General features: G+C 33.5%; 16 protein-coding genes. 1 reads left to right on the forward strand and 15 read right to left on the reverse strand.

Annotation, left to right across the window (positions count from 1 at the left end; translation table 11 throughout):
• Positions 1 to 100: 100 nt before the first annotated feature.
• From KTC92_RS08115 to KTC92_RS08140, 6 genes are all read right to left on the reverse strand, one after another.
• A complete protein-coding gene (locus tag KTC92_RS08115) occupies positions 101 to 451 on the reverse strand; it encodes a hypothetical protein (RefSeq protein ID WP_216303127.1) in 351 nt (116 codons plus the stop codon).
• Positions 452 to 496: 45 nt separating this feature from the next.
• Positions 497 to 1,465, reverse strand: a complete 969-nt coding sequence (locus tag KTC92_RS08120) for an ABC transporter ATP-binding protein (protein ID WP_216303128.1) — start codon at positions 1,463 to 1,465, stop codon at positions 497 to 499.
• Positions 1,462 to 2,487: an ABC transporter ATP-binding protein gene (locus KTC92_RS08125; protein WP_216303129.1), complete on the reverse strand. Its 1,026-nt coding sequence runs from the start codon at positions 2,485 to 2,487 to the stop codon at positions 1,462 to 1,464. Before KTC92_RS08125 ends, KTC92_RS08120 begins: the two co-directional genes overlap by 4 nt.
• Positions 2,488 to 2,500: 13 nt before the next feature.
• Positions 2,501 to 3,418, reverse strand: coding sequence for an ABC transporter permease (locus KTC92_RS08130; RefSeq protein ID WP_216303130.1), 918 nt, complete (start codon positions 3,416 to 3,418; stop codon positions 2,501 to 2,503).
• Positions 3,419 to 3,433: 15 nt separating this feature from the next.
• Complete coding sequence (locus tag KTC92_RS08135; protein WP_220286516.1) at positions 3,434 to 4,390, reverse strand: ABC transporter permease; 957 nt, start codon at positions 4,388 to 4,390, stop codon at positions 3,434 to 3,436.
• A 66-nt stretch (positions 4,391 to 4,456) separates the two neighbouring features.
• Complete coding sequence (locus KTC92_RS08140) at positions 4,457 to 6,166, reverse strand: peptide ABC transporter substrate-binding protein (protein WP_220286517.1); 1,710 nt, start codon at positions 6,164 to 6,166, stop codon at positions 4,457 to 4,459.
• Positions 6,167 to 6,458: 292 nt separating this feature from the next.
• Here KTC92_RS08140 and KTC92_RS08145 point away from each other — a divergent pair, with 292 nt between their 5' ends.
• Entirely contained in the window at positions 6,459 to 8,084 is a 1,626-nt protein-coding gene (locus tag KTC92_RS08145; protein WP_220286518.1) for a methyltransferase, read from the forward strand.
• An 87-nt stretch (positions 8,085 to 8,171) separates the two neighbouring features.
• Here the strand turns inward: KTC92_RS08145 and nadE are convergent, their stop codons facing one another.
• The 9 genes from nadE to KTC92_RS08190 form a co-directional block, all read right to left on the reverse strand.
• Positions 8,172 to 8,975, reverse strand: coding sequence for an NAD(+) synthase (gene nadE, locus KTC92_RS08150; protein ID WP_216303133.1), 804 nt, complete (start codon positions 8,973 to 8,975; stop codon positions 8,172 to 8,174).
• A gap of 130 nt (positions 8,976 to 9,105) precedes the next feature.
• A complete protein-coding gene (gene rnfB, locus KTC92_RS08155) occupies positions 9,106 to 9,972 on the reverse strand; it encodes an RnfABCDGE type electron transport complex subunit B (protein ID WP_165413126.1) in 867 nt (288 codons plus the stop codon).
• 29 nt (positions 9,973 to 10,001) lie between these two features.
• A complete protein-coding gene (locus KTC92_RS08160; RefSeq protein ID WP_165413102.1) occupies positions 10,002 to 10,583 on the reverse strand; it encodes an electron transport complex protein RnfA in 582 nt (193 codons plus the stop codon).
• The gene (rsxE, locus tag KTC92_RS08165; RefSeq protein WP_165413101.1) at positions 10,583 to 11,206 is read right to left on the reverse strand and encodes an electron transport complex subunit RsxE; all 624 of its coding nucleotides are present in this window, start codon (positions 11,204 to 11,206) and stop codon (positions 10,583 to 10,585) included. Before rsxE ends, KTC92_RS08160 begins: the two co-directional genes overlap by 1 nt.
• A 1-nt stretch (position 11,207) precedes the next feature.
• Positions 11,208 to 11,780, reverse strand: a complete 573-nt coding sequence (locus KTC92_RS08170; protein WP_220286519.1) for an RnfABCDGE type electron transport complex subunit G — start codon at positions 11,778 to 11,780, stop codon at positions 11,208 to 11,210.
• 6 nt (positions 11,781 to 11,786) lie between these two features.
• The gene (locus KTC92_RS08175) at positions 11,787 to 12,779 is read right to left on the reverse strand and encodes an RnfABCDGE type electron transport complex subunit D (protein WP_220286520.1); all 993 of its coding nucleotides are present in this window, start codon (positions 12,777 to 12,779) and stop codon (positions 11,787 to 11,789) included.
• The gene (rsxC, locus tag KTC92_RS08180; protein WP_216303136.1) at positions 12,776 to 14,113 is read right to left on the reverse strand and encodes an electron transport complex subunit RsxC; all 1,338 of its coding nucleotides are present in this window, start codon (positions 14,111 to 14,113) and stop codon (positions 12,776 to 12,778) included. The genes KTC92_RS08175 and rsxC overlap by 4 nt, the downstream gene beginning before the upstream one ends.
• A gap of 72 nt (positions 14,114 to 14,185) precedes the next feature.
• A complete protein-coding gene (locus KTC92_RS08185; protein WP_309137243.1) occupies positions 14,186 to 14,605 on the reverse strand; it encodes a SoxR reducing system RseC family protein in 420 nt (139 codons plus the stop codon).
• A 560-nt stretch (positions 14,606 to 15,165) separates the two neighbouring features.
• Positions 15,166 to 16,938 (reverse strand): aminopeptidase P family protein, encoded by a 1,773-nt coding sequence (locus tag KTC92_RS08190; RefSeq protein WP_220286521.1) that lies wholly within the window; start codon positions 16,936 to 16,938, stop codon positions 15,166 to 15,168.
• Positions 16,939 to 16,941 lie beyond the last annotated feature (3 nt).

Below are 16,941 nucleotides of genomic sequence, written 5' to 3' on the forward strand. Positions count from 1 at the left end.
TCATTAGTTATAATAATACTACTGTATTAGTTTAATGTAAGTACGCACTTTTACAACATATAGTCACTAAAATAATACCATCATTATATTTAAGCTAACCCTACAGATAATATCTTATATTATCAATTACAATTCCAGAAACCAGAATCATGATATTTATAATAAGTAATACATTAACAAAGTTTATAACCTGAAATCTTTCTTTCCACTGCTTATCATTTCTAAGCGATCTTCTTGCGTTTCTCTTTAATATAAAGCCAGAATAAACAATTAAGCCAAGGCCTCCTACAATGAATAATGTACTACGTACAATTTCTAGTGTGACTTTAGTTCCACCGTGTTTTACTAAAATAGCTCCTAATATAGATATTAATATTAATATTAGAGATATTATTAATCCCAATATTATTGATTTAATAATATCCTTAATAAAAATTAAAATTTTGTCCATATGGTTATCCTCCCCTATACATTTATATTAAAATAACAAATCATTTTAATATAAATGGCAAGCTACAAAATGATTTGGAGCTACTTCTTTAAGAAGTGGTGTTTGCTCACTACATAAGGAAGTAGCATAGCTACATCTTGTCTTAAATCTACATCCAATTGGAGGATTTATTGGGCTTGGAACCTCACCTTTAAGCATTATCTTTTCCCTTGTTCTTTCAAGTCTTGGGTCAGGAATTGGAATTGCTGATAAAAGAGCTTTAGTATATGGATGAAGAGGATTTTTATAAAGCTCTCCACTCTCTGTAATTTCAGCTATAACACCTAGATACATAACAGCTACTCTGTCAGACATATGTTTAACCATTGAAAGATCATGGGCAATAAATAAATAAGTAAGTCCCATTTCTCTCTGAAGTTTAATAAGAAGATTTACAACCTGCGCCTGTATGGAAACATCAAGGGCTGATATAGGTTCATCGCACATTATAAATTTAGGTTCAACAGCTAATGCTCTTGCTATCCCTATTCTTTGTCTTTGTCCACCTGAGAACTCATGAACAAATCTATTACTATGTTCTTTATTAAGCCCAACTAGTTGTAAAAGATTCTGAATTCTATCTGTTCTATCTTTACCATTAGCCGCAATCTTATGGATATCAATTCCCTCTGCTATTATGTCTCCAACTGTCATTCTTGGATCTAATGATGCATATGGATCTTGAAAAATTGTTTGTACTTCTTTGTAAAATGCTTTCTTTTCAACCCCCTGTATTTTATGAACATCCCTTCCCTTATATAGGACACTACCGGAAGTTTTATTGTACATTCCTATACAAGTTCTACCACAAGTAGTCTTCCCGCAGCCAGATTCCCCAACAAGGCCTAAAGTTTCACCTTCTCTTATTACAAAACTCACATCATCAACTGCTTTTAAAACTGCATTTTTTCCTACATCAAAATATTTCTTTAAATTCTTAACTTCTAATACTACATCTTTTTTGTTTTCTGTCATTGTAACTCACCCCCACCAACTTCAAAAGGTAGATTTAACTTTGGAGCCATTTCATGATGAAGCCAACAAGATGCCCTATGTTCTCCTCCAAATTTGTATGTAGGAGGTTCCTTTGTTAAACATATCTTCATACAATATATACATCTTTGTGCAAATCCACAGCCCTTTGGAGGACAAACCATGTCAGGTGGTGTGCCTTTAATAGCTACTAATCTTTCCTTATTTTCAAGATCTAATCTTGGCACTGCTTTAAGTAATGCCCAAGTATAAGGATGCTTAGGGTTGTAGAATATTTCCTCAGAATTCCCTCCTTCAACTACCTTGCCAGCGTACATAACAAATATCCTGTTAGCTAGGTCAGCAACCACTCCAAGGTCATGAGTAATTAGTATAACCGATGTTCCTAGCTTTTGTTGAAGACTTTTAATTATATCTATAATCTGTGCTTGTATTGTAACGTCTAATGCTGTGGTTGGCTCGTCAGCTATTATCATGCTTGGATTACATGCAAGGGCTATAGCAATCATAACTCTTTGCCTCATACCACCTGAAAATTCATGTGGATATTGATTAAGTCTTCTATCCGCATTAGGAATTCCAACAAGTTCTAACATTTTTAAAGCCTCTTTTAAAGCCTCACTCTTATTCATTCCTCTGTGAATTATTAAATTTTCTGCGATTTGGTTGCCAACTTTCATAGTTGGATTTAAGGCTGTTAAAGCATCTTGAAAAATCATACTACATTGCTCACCCCTAAAATCTTGCCACTGCTTCTCAGTAAATTTTAATATATTTTCACCTTTATATATAATTTCACTACCTTCTTTAACAACTCCTTGTGGTGATTGTATTAATCCCATTATTGCCTTAGAAGTAACAGTTTTACCACATCCTGATTCTCCAACTATTGCTATACATTCTCCTTTATCTATGTCAAAGGACATTCCTCTTACCGCTTGTACTTCACCGGCATAAGTATTATATGATACTTTTAAATTTTTAACTTCTATTAGCTTTTCCATAGCTTTCCTCCTACTATTGACGAAGTTTTGGATCAAGTGCATCTCTTAAGCCATCACCAAACAAATTAAATACTAACACCGTTAAACAAATTGCAAATGTTGGAAAAAATAATTGATATGGATAAAAAGCCATTGCACTTTGTCCATAGGATATAAGTACACCCCAGCTTGTATTTGGAGCCTGAAGTCCGAGTCCTAAAAAGCTTAGTCCTGCTTCTGCAAATATATATCCCGGTATGCTAGTTGCAATAGTTAATATCAATACTCCTATTGTATTTGGAATTAAATGTTTTATTATAACTCTTACCGGCGAAGCGCCTAATGCCTCAGCTGCAAGTATATATTCATTTTCCCTAAGTTGCATCAACTGCCCTCTTATCATTCTTGATGTACCACACCATGATGTAATGGTCAATGCAATAATTAAAGTTGTAATACTATTACCTAAAACTACCATTATTAGTATTGTTAAAAGTAATGATGGGATACTAGTTAATACCTCTATAATTCTCATCATAACCTCATCTATCCATCCGCCAAAGTAAGCCATTACACCGCCGTATAAGCATCCAACAATTATTTGTATGCCTGTTGCAATCAACCCTATTGCAATGGATACTCTACCACCATACCAAATTCTTGCGAATAAATCTCTTCCTAATGCATCAGTTCCAAACCAATATTCACTACAGGGTGATATATTTTTTTTGCTTCCATTAACCGTCTTGAAATCCTTTCCATTTATATACGGACCAAAAATAACCATTAATATTAATACTATTAATATCACTAACGATATCATTGCAATAGGATTTTTTTTAAGTCTTCTCCAAGCATCCTGCCAGTATGTTATATTGGGTCTTGTTATCATATCAGCATTTTGCTGTTCACAATCAATTAATTCAAACTCTTCTTTTTTAAATTTTGTCATTGATAACTCCCCCCTTTATTTTTTACCACCTGTAAGTCTTATTCTTGGATCAACAACTGTATACAATATATCGGACATAAATATACACAATATATACATAGCCGTAGTTAATATTGTTTGTCCCATAATTATCGGAAGATCTAGTCCTTGAACTGCTCCTATATAATAAAGCCCCAGTCCCGGAATAGAAAATACTCTTTCAATAAAAAATGATCCCGTTATACACATTACAATAGTCATAGGAAGAAATGTAACTATTGGTATCATTGAGTTTCTCATTATATGCTTAGATATTAATCTTTTAGTTGATAATCCTTTAGATTTTGCAGTTAATACATAATCTTGATTAATAACATCAAGCATAGAAGTTTTTAAAAGTCTTGAATAATGTGCAATATAGCCAAAACATCCTGCTAATGTAGGTAGAACTGTATACTCCCATCCACCCAGCCACAAATCTTTACCTTTAGGCCATCCTATTACTGGAAACCACCCAAGATCTCCTGCAAACCATTTTTGAAGTAGTAATGCAAATACAAAGGATGGTATAGAAATAAGAAAAACAGCACTGGTTATTACGGTGTAGTCAACCCATGTACCTCTTTTCATAGCTGCAAGAATCCCCAGCATAATTCCAATAACCATTCCCAGTACCATTTGTTGTATTCCAAGCCTTGCAGATGCTGGTAGCTTGTCTTTTATTATACTTCCCATAGTTTGTCCAGGATAAACTATGGATTCACCAAAGTCGCCTCTTAACATACCCGTAATACACTTAACATATCTTTCACCAACCGGTTTATCATATCCGTATTTTATATAAATTTGTTCTTTTATATTTGTTGGTAATTTTTCAACTTTTGAAATTAGTGGATCACCAGGCACCGCTTGCAATAAAAAGAATGTAGCTGTTGCTATTATAAAAAGCGTGAGTAACATTTCCCCAAATCTTCTAATAGTATAATGAATCATGAAACTCTCTCCTTTTTTATAACGCACAGGGCTCACAATGAGCTCCTGTGCATATTATTATGATTACTATTTTCTACCAGAAGTGTATGCCCATCTCCATTCATACATACCTCCAAAATGAGGGCTCATGAAATCTTTAACATAATTTTGTGAGAATCTCCTTGTATCTTGATAATAAATTGGAGCTAAAGCAACATCATCCTTAACTAACATTTCTTCAAGTTTTTGGTATTTTTTTAATCTATTTGCAGGGTTTATCTCAGTTTCAAGCTCTTTAATTTTCTTATTATATTCTGGATTATTATACTTAATTATATTATTGTCACCTTTACTAGAAAACATTTCGAAAAAACTTATTGGATCATCGAAATCTGCTCCCCATCCACCGTAGCAAGCATCCCATTTTCTATCTTTTCTAGCTTGCTGTAAAAGCGGAGTAGTTCCAAATACTTCTACAGATAATTCTATTCCTAAATTCGTTTTAAATTGTTGCTGCCACCATTCATTAGTTTGTTTTTTAGCTGAGGTATCTCCCATAGCAATATATTTAAGTTTTATCTTGCTTAAATCTGTATCCTTTCCAAGCTCTTTAAGTCCTTCTTTAAATAATGCTTGAAGTTTTTCAGGCTTGTTTACATACTCAGTTGCTAAATCTTTTAATGGTTCTTTAACTTGCTCTCTATATACATCTTTACCTGATTGTAATGACTTTGGAATCCACCCATAAGCTGGAGAGTATCTACTCAGAAGTGTTTTTACATAGTCTTCTCTATCAAATGCTAATGACATTGCAAGTCTTATCTTTTTATTTGACATTAATCCACTTGGTCCACCATCATTGTTGAAGGCTAAATACCCGGTAGTTGGATCCTCCCCTTCATTATATTGAAATTTTCCTGCCTTTGCTTCGTCTTGCCACTTCTTAACATACTCTTGACTACATCCAGTAACATCTAGTTGTGAACTCTCAAATAATTGAGCTTGAGTTGAGAATTCTGGAATGGCATTCATATCTACAGTTTTAATGAATACGTTTTCCGCGTCCCAATAGCTAGGATTCTTTTCAAAGGTCATGCTGTTATTCTTTACCCATTCCTTTATTTTATAAGGCCCACAATAAACTTGTTTTGAACTGTCTGTTTTCCATTTCTCCCCACCTTTTTTTATAACATCAAGTCTTATTGGCCCAAAATTAACAAATGATAATTTCTTTTCAAAATATGGTGTAGGTCTAACTAAATTTATAGCTAATGTCTTATCATCTTTTGCTACTACCCCAACATCTTCAGACTTTCCAGTACCATTATTGAAATCTTCAGCACCTTTTATTTCATAGGCATAGTATGCATATGAAAAGGCATTATCCTTTTTCAACAATCTTTGGAATGAATCCACATATTGCTGAGCTGTAACTGGCACACCATCGCTCCATTTATAATCTCTTAAGTGAAAGGTCCAAGTTAATCCATCCTTAGATGTTTCCCAGCTTTTAGCTCCTCCTGGTTCAATTTTGTCTTTCCCATCTACAACCTTTATTCTTGTTAAACCTTCTTGTATTTCATTTATTACTGTGAAAGAGAATCCATCCGATGCTTCATTGGAATCTAAGGTCAAAGGTTCAACTAAGGGTACCTTTAAATGTTGATCATCATCTTTTTTAGTACTAGTATTCGTTGAAACTGTTGCTTTGTCTTTTTTGCATCCCACTAGGCCCGTTGCAACCGTTAACATCATTGTTGATGTCAGCAGCAAACTAAGTATCCTTTTTGTTTTCACTAAATAATCCCCCCTAAATATTAATAATTTCTATATAGACCTTATACTAAGTATAAGGGAATATATCCTTAACATTTTGGTGTTTTAATTCTTGTTTTATTCAATAAATCTTTATTGTTGACATTAATAGTATATGTATGTATTTTATATTATATTAATCTATAATTTGGTAATTTGCAATATATTTAAATATTTAAAATTACCCATCACACTAAAAAAATAAATGTATGATATAATTGTATTTAATAGATTAATTATAATTTAATAAATTTAAGCATAAGAGGTGTAACAAATGATAGAAAATACTGATAAGATATCAAGTTTAATAGAAAATCTAAAAACTTCAGATGATAAACAGAGATCTGCTATAATAAATAAACTTTCTCTAGATTATAACAATGCAATTCCCATGTTATGGTCAAAAATAATAACTGAGGATGATCCAAGAGGAATACTTTCCGTTTTAAGGGATATTTTAAAAAAGGAAAAGCCAAAAGGAATGTTCAAAAGAACTATTGGTAATTCAAAAGAAAAACTTAGCGCTCTTCTTTCTCATTCAGATCCAAAGGTACGAAAGAATGTATGTGGCGTTATTGGAGAACTCGCAGACCCTGTGTATTTAGAAGCTTTATATAATGCCTATAACGCTGAGGATAAATTATTTGTAAGATACTCCTACGTACTTGCAATCGGGAACTGCGGCAGTGCAAATGACGCAGAAAAGTTAAAGAGAATGTTTGAAGATGTAGTAACAAATGAAAAAGCTTGTCAAGAAAATGACTCACTAGTAACAACTAATAAGCATATTAATGAGGAAAAGCTTGCACTAACAAGAGCCATAGATAAATTGTCTCCTACAGCGCGCCATGAGTTTAAAGGATTTGAAAGTCCTGTACCTATGCTGCTCACTGTTATGAATTATCAGTATCAGCTTACTTTAAAGGAGCTAGATGATAAATGGATTGATGGTAGACTTGTAGATGACGGTATACTTATCTGCGAGAAGGATTTAGATAAGATTTACACCTGCAGGACCTTTTATGAACTTTTGTATCCTTTAGCTGAGTGTGAAGATTTAGACTTTGATTATAAGGTAATAGCTGATGCAATTATAAATGCAAATTTTGTAGATTTTTTAAATCAGTGCCATGATAATGATTCTAATGATCCTTTTGGGTATAGAGTTGAATTTAAAACTATGGATTCTAATAGAGAACGGTCAGAGTTTGTAAAAAACCTATCTAGAGAATTAGATGAACTTTCTTGTGGAAACTTAAGAAATAGCCCTTCCTCATATGAAGTTGAAATTCGAATACTTGAAAGAAATAATCTCTGCAGTGTATTTGTCAAACTGTATTCTGTAAAGGATAATAGATTTGACTATAGAAAAAACGACTTAGCTACATCCATAAATCCTGTAACTGCGGCTATTGCAATAAAATCAATAGAAAAATGGCTAGACCCTAGTGCTAAAGTTATAGACCCCTTTTGTGGCGCTGGAACAATGCTTATTGAAAGAGCTAAATTAGAAGAATTTGGATCCTTAACAGGAGTTGATATATTTAGAACAGCTATAAACGCTGCAACAATAAATTCTAAATTAGCTAATGTGGATATAGACCTTATAGCTGAAGATATATTAGAATTTGTGCCTTACGGCCAATTTGATGAGATGATAACAAATATGCCTTTTGACAATAAGTCCACCACCCATAATAAGTACGCGGATTTGTATAGTGCATTTGTAAATAAAATCCCTGATTTTATAAGACCAGGAGGAATGGCATTTGTTTATACAATAGAAAAGCAATTATTTAGGGAAGTTCTGCTGGATAATGATAAGCTTGAATTACTTCAAGAGATAAAAATTGAAAGTGGTAGGCTTACACCTCATGTATTTGTGCTAAAAGTAAAATAATGCACATGAAATACATAATGAGTCTAATGTACTTATAAAAGAAATAGATACACCTATACATTAGGTGCATCTATTTTTTTTACAAATTTATTCAAGCCACCAAGTGTCTTTTGGAGAAACTGGTGAATGTCTTTTGTGTTTAGAAACTGTATATAATTTTAATATTTTCTCCTCGTATTCTTCTGAGATGTCTTTACCCCTTAAATACATACAAACCTGATGATTTAGTTCTGTTACTTCTTTTTGATTGGATCTATTGTCCCATACACCACTTGTAGAAATTTTATTAATTATAGATTTAGGCGCATTAAATATTTTTGCCATTTCGTAAACTATGCTTTTTGTTATTCCCTCAAGTGGTTGTATATCTGCTGCATCGTCACCATGTTTCGTCACCATTCCTAGAGTTAGCTCGGCTACATTCGTGTAGCCAGCAACTAGAACATCATAAACTTCAGCTACTCTATATAACACGGTCATTCTCACTCTAGAATTTGTATTCCCTATATCTACTTTTGAAGGAGGTAACCCACGAAGAAGCTCAATGGATTCAATTACGGGACCCATTACATCATAGGTTTGAAATACATCTGGCTTTATAATGTCTCTTGCAAGTTCTACATCTGCCATGTCTGATTTAATCCCAAATGGGAGAGATAGATTGATTAGATATATTCCTGATTTTTTTATAAGCATACTTGTAACAAAGCTATCTACTCCACCTGTAAGATGACAAACATAACCTTTTTTTCCGGTATGCATAGCATACTTTTTTAAGAAAGTACAAATTTCTTCTATCATTCTATATGCATACTTTTCATCTGACTCATTTTCAAGAGGACAAGGTATACCAAACTCATTCCTTATTTCTTGTTGTTTAATTTTATCCATATCTAGCCTCCTTAAACTTGTTTATATGTTTATTGTATCACATATAATCCCATATTAACCACAAATTATTAAAATGAAAGATTAAAATTAATATCCGTCCTTATTGATAAATCAGAAAAAACATCCCATTTTAATCAGAGAGAGTTTTATTTTCAGATAATTTAGCTGCTATTCTTGTCTGCGATATACTTTCTATAGACTTTTTAATTGCACCCGTTGGGCATTTATATAAGCAAGTAGATTCATTACATATTGAAACACATACATCACAATCTACTACAGCTAGATTGTTCTCAATTTTTATTGCACCATATGGACAATTCTTAACACAAATTCCACATCCAATGCAGCCTACTTTGCAAAGTTTACGTGTCACAACACCTTTGTCGTTTGAATTACAATTCAAAGATACATTAATTCCATTTGGAACTAATTCAATAACTTTTTTAGGACAAACTATTTTACATTTTCCACAACCCGTACACTTTTTATTGTTAATAATTGGTATGCCTTCTTTGCTCATTGTCATTGCATCAAAAGGACAATTTTTAACACATGTTCCAAAACCGAGGCAACCATATTTACATCCCTTTGGTCCTCCCTGTAGCACTGATGCTGCAACACAATCTTGAACACCTTGATACTTATAATCCTTAATAGCTTTACTTACTGTACCAGCACATTTTACAAAAGCCACTTTTGGCTCCATTTCTGCTGCCACTTTACCAGTTAGATTTGCTACCATTTTTGCAACAGGTGCTTTCCCTGGAATGCAAAGATTTGGTGCTACATCTGGGTTTATAACCACAGCTTCTGCATACGCCATACAACCAGCATATCCACAGGCTCCACACTGACCTTTTGGTAATATATCTTCAACAATATGAATCAATGGATTTACTTCAATGGCAAATTTTTTATTTGCAACCGCCAAAATTAAACCAAACACTAGCCCAACTGATGTCATTACAACTAAAACTGCAATCGCTATACTTATATTACTCATATTAATTTCTCAGCTCCTTTCTATGCTGCTATAATCCCAGAAAACCCCATGAAAGCTAATGCTAACATGCCCGCTAAAATAAACGCAATGCCGAGCCCCTCTAATGGTTTAGGGACATCTGCTAATCTTAGTTTTTCTCTTAAACTTGCCATAAGTATAATTGCCAAAGCAAACCCCAAACCAGATCCAACGGCAGATATTGCACTTTTTACAAATGAAAAATTTGATTCTACATTTAAAAGTGGTACGCCAAGTACAACACAATTTGTAGCAATTAGTAATAAATATATTCCCCACATATTATATAAGGTAGGTGCATATTTTTTAATAATCATTTCTAAAAGCTGCACAAAGCTAGCAATTAAAAGCACAAACACCGCCGTTGTTAAAAATGTTAAATGAAATGGAGCCAATATAAAATGGAATACCAACCATGCTAGCATGGAACTCAGAGTCATAACAGAAGTTACAGCCATTCCCATACCAATAGAGGCTTTTAAGCTCTTAGAAACCCCAAAAAAAATACAAAGCCCTAAAAACCTTGTTAAAACGAAGTTATTTACGACTACCACACTTACAAACAGAGTTAGATACTCACCCATTATGCTTCGCCTCTCTCAATTTTATTTTTTTCCATATGTTCAGTCAGCATCTTAAACCCGGCTACCATATAGCCAATGAGTATAAATGCACCTGGCGGTAAAATCATGATAAGTGCAGGATTATACCAAGAACCAAAAATTTTTATCCCAAATATAGCTCCTGTACCAAAAAGTTCACGTATCATCCCGATAGATAAAAGTGCAAGTGCAAAACCACATCCCATTCCTAGTCCATCAAAAAAGGATGGAATCACTGAATTTTTTGAAGCAAAAACTTCCGCTCTAGCTAAAATAATTGCAAAAACAACAATCAATGCTAAATATATTCCTAATGCCTTATAAAGCACTGGCGCATATGCTTGTAATACCAACTGTACTACCGTAACAATGGTTGCTATGGATGTAATATACACCGGTACACGGACCTTAGGATTCACTACTTTTCTACTAATAGATACAATAGTATTATTTGCAGTAATAACGAAGATAACTGCTAAACCCATAGTTAGAGAATTTATCGAGTTATTCGTTACCGCTAAAGCAGGACAAAGACTAAGTGCAAGAACAAAAATTGGATTTTCTTCAATAATCCCTTTTTTAAATATATTCCATAACTCTCTCATATTATTTCCCCCCTACAAACTGTGTAACCTGTTCCACAGCTTCTTTGATACCTTTCGTTACCGCTTTTGAAGAAATGGTAGCCCCAGTCATAGCTTGAATATTATTTTCTTTTGATTTATCTTTTACGACTTCTAAATCTTTGGTTTTTTTACCTTTAAATTGACATCTAAAAGGTTCTTTACCTGCATTTTCTCCAAGTCCGGGCGTTTCATTACTCTCTAATATAGCAAATTCAATAATTTTACCTTGTGGCGACACAGATACAATCATTTTTATTGCTCCCCCATATCCTTTACTCTCTGCTGGAACTATATATGCAATTACTTTCCCATTCTTTTCTGCAATAAACCATTCTTTCTTCCCCTTCACTGGCTCAAACTTTTCTGCATCCACCACCAATGACTTCATTGCATTAGTCTTCATCATAGCCGCTTTTTCTGCTGCAACTGGTGCTGTAAAAAAATAGGTTGAAGCAATAATTGCGCCTGATATGAAACAAGCAACTGTTAAATTCATAGCAATTTGAAAAATACTATACTCTTTATTATGCAAAACATTATTGTCATCTGACATTTTCCGCTACCTCCTTGCTCCAAATTTAACCGGCTTTATCACGCGATCTATAAGCGGTGTAACTGAATTCATTAACAAAATGGAATAACAAACCCCTTCTGGATATCCACCCTTTAACCGAATTAGAACAGTAAGCGCCCCAGCACCCATAGCAAAGATCACCTGCCCCTTCTTTGTAATAGGAATAGTAACCATATCTGTAGCCATAAAGAATGCTCCTATAACAAGGCCTCCAGCCATAATATGGAATAGCGGATCTCCGCTAAATAAACCTGTCGGTCCAAATATCCAAGTTAAAATACCTACAGTTCCAATCATAAATACAGGAACTTCCCAATTTACATATCCTTTATAAATTAAATATATGCCTCCAATCACTAGTAAAACTGTAGATGTCTCACCAATACTTCCACTGCGAGCACCAATGAACATAGCTTTATACATTTGAGGTGCACTTCCAAATGTATCAATGAGTTTTCCATATCCTTGTTGTTTTAAAATATTTAAAGGCGTTGCAGTAGTTACTACATCTACACTTGTACTCATTCTTGTCCAAGTTGTCATTGCAATAGGCCATGATACCATAAGAGCTGCCCTACCAATATGAGCTGGGTTAAAAATATTATACCCAAGACCACCCATAGAATGTTTTGCTATTACAATAGCAATAAATGAACCAACTATCGCCATATAAGGTGGAATCGTCGGTGGCAAACACATTGCAAGCAATAGTCCTGTTAGGAATGCACTTCCGTCAGTTATAGTTATTTTCTTTTTTCTAATTTTTTGCATTAGGCACTCGAATCCAACTGCTGACAGACTTCCCATAAGAAGTATAATTAAAGCAGGAATCCCAAAGTGATAAATCCCAAAAATTGCAGCTGGCGACAAAGCCAAATTCACAGTCCACATAATTTTAGAAATAGATGCTTCTGAACGTATATGTGGAGATGTTGAAATGGTAAAGAGATTATCTTGTAATTTTATTTCACTATTCATTTAGCTAACATCTCCTTTTTTTTTGCAGCATCCGCTGTATTTTGCATTTTACAATATCTAATGTATTGTACTATGTTCCGCTTAGCGGGACATACATAAACACAACTTCCACATTCTGCACAATCAAAAAGATTTTGTTCAAGCTTTGCTTCTTCATACATGTTTTTTTCTCCCAATATACTTAGCATACTTGGATTAAGTCCACAAGGACAAATGCTTACACATTTCCCACAACGAATACAAGGAGATTGCTTTCCATTATTAATATCTTTTTTATTTAAACATAAAATTCCAGAAACGCCTTTAACAATAGAAACATTTAAATTTGATTGAGCAAATCCCATCATGGGACCACCCATAATAATTTTAGCTGGTGCCTCTACAAATCCACCACAATTTTCAATAGCATCTTTAAAACTTGTTCCAATTCTAAGCAAAAGATTTTTAGGTTCATTTACAGCACTTCCACTTACAGTTACTACTCTTTGTATCAAAGGAATTCCTTTTACCACAGCATCATATATTGCAATAACTGTTCCTACATTTTGAACAACGACTCCTACATCCATTGGCAAACTACCGGATGGAACCTCACGATCCACTAACACTTTAATAAGCATCTTTTCCGCACCTTGTGGATATTTAGTAGGAATTGCCTTAACTTCTACTGTGGTTCCTGCAAAAGCTTTTTGCATAGCACTAATTGCATCTGGCTTGTTATCCTCTATTCCCACATATGCTTTTTGAACACCGAGGACCTTCATTACTATTTTTACACCAGTAAGAATTTGCTGGGAATACTCTAGCATCATTCTGTGATCTGCGGTTAAAAACGGTTCACATTCGGCCGCATTTAAAATAAAAGTATCAATTTTCTTTTCTTTTGGTGGCGATAATTTTACATGAGTTGGAAAAGTTGCCCCTCCCATTCCAACGATACCAGCTTCTTTAATAATATCTTTTATTTCATTATCATTTAACTTCTCCCAATCTCTTTCAAATGGAATTCCTTCTATCCATTCATCGAAGCCATCATTTTCAATTACAATAGAAAGACACTTTCCAAATACCGGATGAGGGTATTCTGCCACATCTATAACAATACCGGATATTGATGCATGCACAGGGCTAGAGACAAAAACTGTGTTATTCGCTATAACCTGTCCTTTTTTTACAAAATCACCCTTAACTACAATAGGTGAACACGGCGCACCGATATGCTGCCTCACAGGAATAACAACCTTACTTGGCATTAGTGCTATTTCTATAGTCTTATCCGCGGTATAATTTTTATTATCATTTGGATGTATTCCTCCACGAAAACTTTTTATCACTTTCCCACCCCTCTTTTAGCATATTTTAAAATATATTGAATTATATAGATATCTTTAAATCAAAAAACTATTTTAAGATAGAATTCGAGTAATAACAAGTTGCATTTCGTCATTATTATGAGCAAATTCATCAAAAATTTTTATATTCAGTATGGACAATATAAATGTTAGTATTCCGCCTCCTATTTGAAAACCCCGCACAGAATAACCAATTTTTTTTGCTATTACTTGTCCAGCGATAACCCCCACTACAATAGCAATAAGAGGCACTATATATACAACAAAAGCTGCCATTAACATATTTGTTTCTTTCGTTTCAAAAGCAATTCGTTGTCCAGCCTTAGCCCCAATAAAATTTTGAGCCTGAATCACCAATGAACTATCACCTGGGCATGCACCACAATTTTTACATTCGTTATGCCTACCTACCTTGACTTTCGCCATGTTATCCTCAAATATTTCTATTATAATTCCTTCTTCCTCTTTTATCACCTTTACAGCTCCTCTCCTTGACTACAATATTAATTTTATTGTAAGGCTACGATAAAGTTTTTATATATTCCACATGTAAAATTATACACCGCCTGTTAAATTATATATTAATTTCAATTTCTACAACTTAAGATAGTTTTTTTTAGAGTAAAAGTCAATGATAATTAATTTTTTAACAAACAAATATATGATGATTTTCATTTTTTTTACTCGAAAACCATTATTTTGTAAATGTATACAAAACATTTTGTCCGCCTTTTATTTTCACAATTCCTACTTATTCGTACTAATGTTTTGAACAATCCCTAATCATATTACTGTGTTAAAGTATTAGCGTAAGCTTTTATATATTCTTTTTTCAGTATTATTACAATTTTATTTAATAATATTTTTTTATTTTAACTCAATTTAATATTATTGTTAAATCGTGTTAAAATATTAACAATTTCTTCTTATGATACTAAAACTAAAGGTAATCATGCGAAAGCATTGCTAATAAGGAACTAAAAAAGAGATGCATTTGCATCTCTTTAACCCTTCTTAATTCATTAATCTTATATTTATATTGCTATTGTTGCACCCTTTAAATACTCTAGGTCCTCTCCTTGTAAATATGGAGAAAGTTTCTCAAATACGGTTCTATGATAATTATTTAGCCACGCCTTTTCGTCATATGTTAATAAAAGCGCATCTATAGCTTCTAAATCTATAGGGCAAAAGGTTAAAGTCTCAAACTTCATAAATTGTCCACCATATTGAGTTTTTTCATCTTCCTTAACAGTAACTAAGTTTTCTATTCTTATACCATGTTTTCCATCCTTATAAACCCCTGGTTCATTGGACACTATCATTCCTTTTTCAAGCTTAACAGTACTGGCAGCCATAGATATTCGATGTGGCCCCTCATGAACATTTAAAAAGAAACCTACTCCATGCCCTGTTCCATGTTTAAAATTCATACCTGCATTCCAAAGTGGAATTCTAGCTATAATATCCAAGTTTGAACCAGTGGTTCCATATAAAAATCTCTGCATACTTAAATCAATCATTCCTCTTAAAACTAGAGTGAAATCTGTTTTCTCTTCTTCCGTTAATGGGCCTACTGCTAGGGTCCTTGTAATATCTGTTGTTCCATCTAAGTACTGAGCACCAGAATCTAATAAATAAAGGCCTTCTTTCTTTATAGTAGCCTGATTTTTTTCTGTAGCAGTATAGTGAGGCATAGATGCATTTGCTCCGTAAGCTGAAATAGATGCGAAACTTAAATCATAAAAATTTTCTCCTGCTTTTCTTATTTCGCAAATTTTATCTGATGCCTCTATTTCAGTAATATTACGCGTTTTTATAGTTTTTTTCATCCAGTTTATAAATTTAACCATAGCCACGCCATCACGTACCATTGCCTTTCTAACATTTTGAATTTCAACATCATTTTTTATACCCTTAAATTTTGTAGTTATATCCATAGCTTCTACCGTTTTAATCTTTATGGCACTATATATCCAAGTACTGTTTTTCGCTGGATCAAATAATATTGTTCCGGCTTTAATATTTTTTAGAAATTCCCCTATGCTATCGTATGGCATTATTTCTACATTGGCCTTTTCAAGCTCAGATCTAACTTTTGAATTAATCTTTATATCATCTATAAATAAATAACATTTTTCCTCTGAGATAACTGTATAAGCTATTGTTAAGGGATTACATTTTACATCTCTTCCTCTAATGTTTAATAGCCATGCTATATCATCGAGTCCTGATATAACATAGTAATTTGCTCCCATATTCTTCATTTCCTGGACTACTTGCGCAAGTTTTGCTCCTCTTGACTTTCCTGCATACACTATATCGTGCAAAATCACCTCACTGGAGGGTCTTGCTGGTCTATCCTTCCATATTTTATCTATTAAATCTTCATTAACTTCAAATGAAAATTTCTTACTTTCTAACGCTTTCTCTAACCCTCTAAAATACTCTACTGAAATAACCTTGCCATCAAAAGCAATCTTTGCTCCTTCGCTAAGAGATTCCTTCACAAATTCCTCAACAGTTGGAACATTACTCTCTCCCATTTTAAATAAAGTTACACCTGTACCTTGTAATTCACTTTCTGCTTGAATGAAATATCTTCCATCTGTCCAAAGATAAGCATCCGTAAGTGTTATAATTGCAGTACCAGCAGAACCTGTAAATCCTGTTATAAACGTTCTAGCAGTATAATGTTCTGCTACATATTCACTTTGATGTGGATCTGAACTAGGTACTATATATGCTTCTATGCCTCTTTCTCTCATACCATTTCTTAACTCTTCAATTCTTTCTTTTACATTCATCAT

It is taken from the genome of Clostridium sp. CM027, from assembly GCF_024730565.1.
Lineage (GTDB): Bacteria > Bacillota > Clostridia > Clostridiales > Clostridiaceae > Clostridium_AD > Clostridium_AD estertheticum_B.